Genomic DNA, 3,526 nt, shown 5'->3' with positions numbered 1-3,526 from the left:
CCGAGAAGATAAAACACATCCAAAAATATCCAAATTAGAAAGGATTTAGAACCCGGAACAGGCTACTATAATGATGACTTCAATCATCCCGGAGATATACGTAATACCGTATATCTCTATACTCCTGGTGAACACGGTGTGGAACATGAGTGGTAGGGTTGAGAATTGCGCCGGCACCATACTGCCTGTGCTGCCAACCAGTATCGGGGCATTGTTCACTTGGATCCCGTCGACCAGTATTCTCGTTATGTTTATACGTGAGCTATACGTGTACACTACGAGCTCCACCAGTATACCACTTCCCGTGTAGTTGACTAGCAATGCCTCATGAGGGCTTGAAGTGGAAATGTTTACCACGTAGATACTGGTGTTCCTGAAGCCCGTGAAGACTTGTGACATGTATTCTGCCTCGGCAAGACTCCATGCTATAAAATTACCTCTTTCAGTAAACACGCCTAGGATGGCTCTATCATTCACTAGTGAATCAGCCACGCTACCCGGTAATGTATAATTAATGCTTGAACCAGGCTCTATTGCTATGTCTACTGAGTGATCCTCGTAGATTATGCTCGTCGAGTTGTAGACTACTATATCCCTAATGATAGTATATGTGCTGGAACCTATTATCACAGTGTCACCGTGGAGCCTGAAGAATAATTTCTCACTACTCCTTGACGCCTCATCGCTTGCATAGTTGTTCAGCTCGGTTAGAACAGTTTCGGCCTGCTTGATCAAGCCTATGTATAGCCCGCTCCCGGCTGTTAACAATAGTGTTAAAGCTATAGCACCGTATACCTCGACCTGGAGCCTCATGGTGAGATCACCACCCCAGCTATTATTACTCCATCAATGTACATGTAGACCGGGGGCTTGAGCACTAGCGGCTCTGGATATATGCATGTCCTTGACTCCGTGAAACCGCATTTAGCCAGTAGATCTATCCTGACACCGGTTGAATCATACAGGTATAGCTTGCCAGGGGGTTTCCCAATATATATGAGGACCCTGTAGCCCTCGTTGCTTCTAACCAGGTAGAGTAATCCATGATTCGCCGCTATCCGTGTCTCCATGGCTATTGATGCACTTGTTAAGCCGGTGTTAACCAGGTATACTAGGGCTGGTACTATGGCTAATAATAGAAGTATTGAGGACACTATATTGCTCAACCCCCTCGTATACGACACCTCCTCAAGGTGCTACTCTACTAGAGTCTAATAAGGAGTCATAGAAGCCCGTAGATGAATACTAGTAGTCCAGGTACCAGTGTACTAATGTTTCTTCCAAGCATTAGCTTTGAAGAAATGAATCCCGTGGCGAGAATGCTTGAATAGGCTACCTGCAGTGTGATTGATGTGAATGGGGCTATGGTTAGGAGAGTCTTAATCAGGAACGGAGTGGATAGTATGGCTGTAATCATTATTGTCAGGCCGGCTAGGTATGAGCGTAGAGTTCTCAGCAGGTCATTGGTGAAAACCGTGAACAAGGTGTAGACATCTGGCTCTACCTCACCGAGTGATCTATGGAATCTAAGGGTCTCATATACATAATCTATTAACCAGGTACGTATAGGCTTTGAGCCCAGGTGTGAGAGGAGTTCGTCATCGACAAATATGAGTGACCTATACGTTCTAACATTTACTGAGACGTCTTCAAGCACATTCCTTAATTCAAACGTCTTAAACAGGGCTCTGAGAATCAGTGTGAAGCCTGGTGTTCCAAGAATCATTGATGCAGCACCTAGGTATAACAGGATCGTCTTCTCCATCATGCTATCCGTTAACACCATATATGTTAATGGGTATGTTAAGAGCACTACCCCAACAATATACATCAGTGATAACACTTTGCCGACACTCTTCTCGATGAGTACTTTGAATGGGAGAGGGTAGTTAGGTATAATAGTGGATCCCACTACTCCTAGGATTAGGATTGGGATCAACGTGTAGTATAATATATATGCATCCATTAGAATCGTGAAGCCGACGGTTAATGCTGGCATAACCGATGCAACCACGGCTATTAAGACTCCCAGCTCACTCCTCTTCTCAACAATCCTCGAGAGCCCACTCCAGGCATCCTTAACCGCTTCACCGGCACTCCTCATCAAATACTCTATAACGGTTCCAGTAGACAGCGCACTGGAGTACTCTATAAAGAATGTCCTAGCCATCCCCTTTAAAACCGAGGAGACAATTCGGAGTGCATCTCCTACTCCAATAATCTTTTCCAAACAAGTGAATTTCTCCCCGATTACCCTGAACCCCTTGAATACCCTGGACTCGGAGACGTATCTAAGTAGCTCCAATGGCTCGAGACCTGTTCTACAAGTAGCCGAAGCCATGACTATGAAGAAAGCCAGCTCCTTGTCCACGAGTCCATGAATCTCCCTGGCCTCCGCTAATTTATCAAGTACTGGAAGCCAGGCAATGATGATCAATAGTGGTACCACTGTAAGTATTAGAGTGCCCGGGCTCTGCGACGCTGAGGTTAAGAGGATCACTAGGATTCCTTCGAGTGTTACCGCTATAGCACTCTTCAGCTTCCACGGGGCTTCCAAGTACTCCTCTAACCCTTCATCAAGAAACACCGTCCAACCTCTGTAATAATCGACTACTTTATCTATGAGTCTCCCGAGCATCCTCTTCACAGGGCCCCACCGATCCTGCGGCTTCGCTTGAGGATCTCTTCTAGCGTTATGTCTAAGCCATCCCTCTCCCTAACCCATATATCACTGTATTCCACGCTATCTCTCCCGGGGTCATATGTTAACTCTACTACACGGGTGAGTATCCTCCTAGGGTTATCTGAGAAGCCCATGAACGCTACAGCCGTGAACATCCCGACCTGGCTTGGAGTAAGACTTATAGGGTGGGAGATCAGCCTGGTCACCACCTCCCTAGGGGTACCGCCGTGAAATGTTGTTAAACCACTCATCCCGGAGAGCATTGCCTGCACCAGCACCTGAGCCTCAGAGCCTCGCGTCTCACCTATCACTATCACCCTGGTGGCTGAGGACCTCAAAGCTGCTTTAGCCAGTGTGAACAAGTCTACTCTGACGCTACCTGTTTCAACAGTAGTGTATCTTGCCCAGGCACTACCCGGAGGTGGATCTATCTCTCCAGTATCTTCTATGATGACTACCTTCCACTCCAACGGGATATATGAGTAGAGTATGGATCTAAGCAGTGTTGTTTTACCGGAACCCGGGGGCCCGGCTATTATGAGGCTCATTCTCTTATTTATCAGTAACTTAAAGTATTCTGCAACAGCTAAGGGCAACGCTTTCTCCTTAACCAGCTCATCAATTGAGGGTGGCTTACCCGGCCTCTTCCTCACAACTATCTCTGGATGCTGGTATGCCACTATAGGTGATACAAGGTGTACCCTGTGACCGCCATCCTCGATTGGTAGCTGTGCATCCACTATTGGCCTAGAAGCCGAGATATAAGTGTTACACTTTAATGCTATTAACTGCTGTAGCTCCACAAGCTCTCTTATTGATTCAACCCTGAGATTAGTCTCTATG

General features: G+C 46.6%; 4 protein-coding genes. All 4 read right to left on the bottom strand.

Annotated elements, in window-relative coordinates:
• Positions 1 to 45: 45 nt before the first annotated feature.
• Positions 46 to 813, bottom strand: coding sequence for a hypothetical protein (locus ACP5N5_RS06285; RefSeq protein ID WP_428134077.1), 768 nt, complete (start codon positions 811 to 813; stop codon positions 46 to 48).
• Positions 810 to 1,166, bottom strand: coding sequence for a hypothetical protein (locus ACP5N5_RS06280; RefSeq protein WP_428134071.1), 357 nt, complete (start codon positions 1,164 to 1,166; stop codon positions 810 to 812). Before ACP5N5_RS06280 ends, ACP5N5_RS06285 begins: the two co-directional genes overlap by 4 nt.
• Before the next feature lie 56 nt (positions 1,167 to 1,222).
• Positions 1,223 to 2,638 (bottom strand): hypothetical protein, encoded by a 1,416-nt coding sequence (locus ACP5N5_RS06275; RefSeq protein ID WP_428134082.1) that lies wholly within the window; start codon positions 2,636 to 2,638, stop codon positions 1,223 to 1,225.
• A 5-nt stretch (positions 2,639 to 2,643) separates the two neighbouring features.
• On the bottom strand, positions 2,644 to 3,526 hold an 883-nt coding region (locus ACP5N5_RS06270), incomplete at its 5' end, for a type II/IV secretion system ATPase subunit (RefSeq protein WP_428134068.1).

This window comes from Desulfurococcus sp. (genome assembly GCF_049970475.1).
Classification (GTDB): domain Archaea; phylum Thermoproteota; class Thermoprotei_A; order Sulfolobales; family Desulfurococcaceae; genus Desulfurococcus; species Desulfurococcus amylolyticus.
The sequence above is the reverse complement of the archived record's forward strand: the minus strand, read 5'-3'. Positions and strand labels throughout refer to the sequence as shown.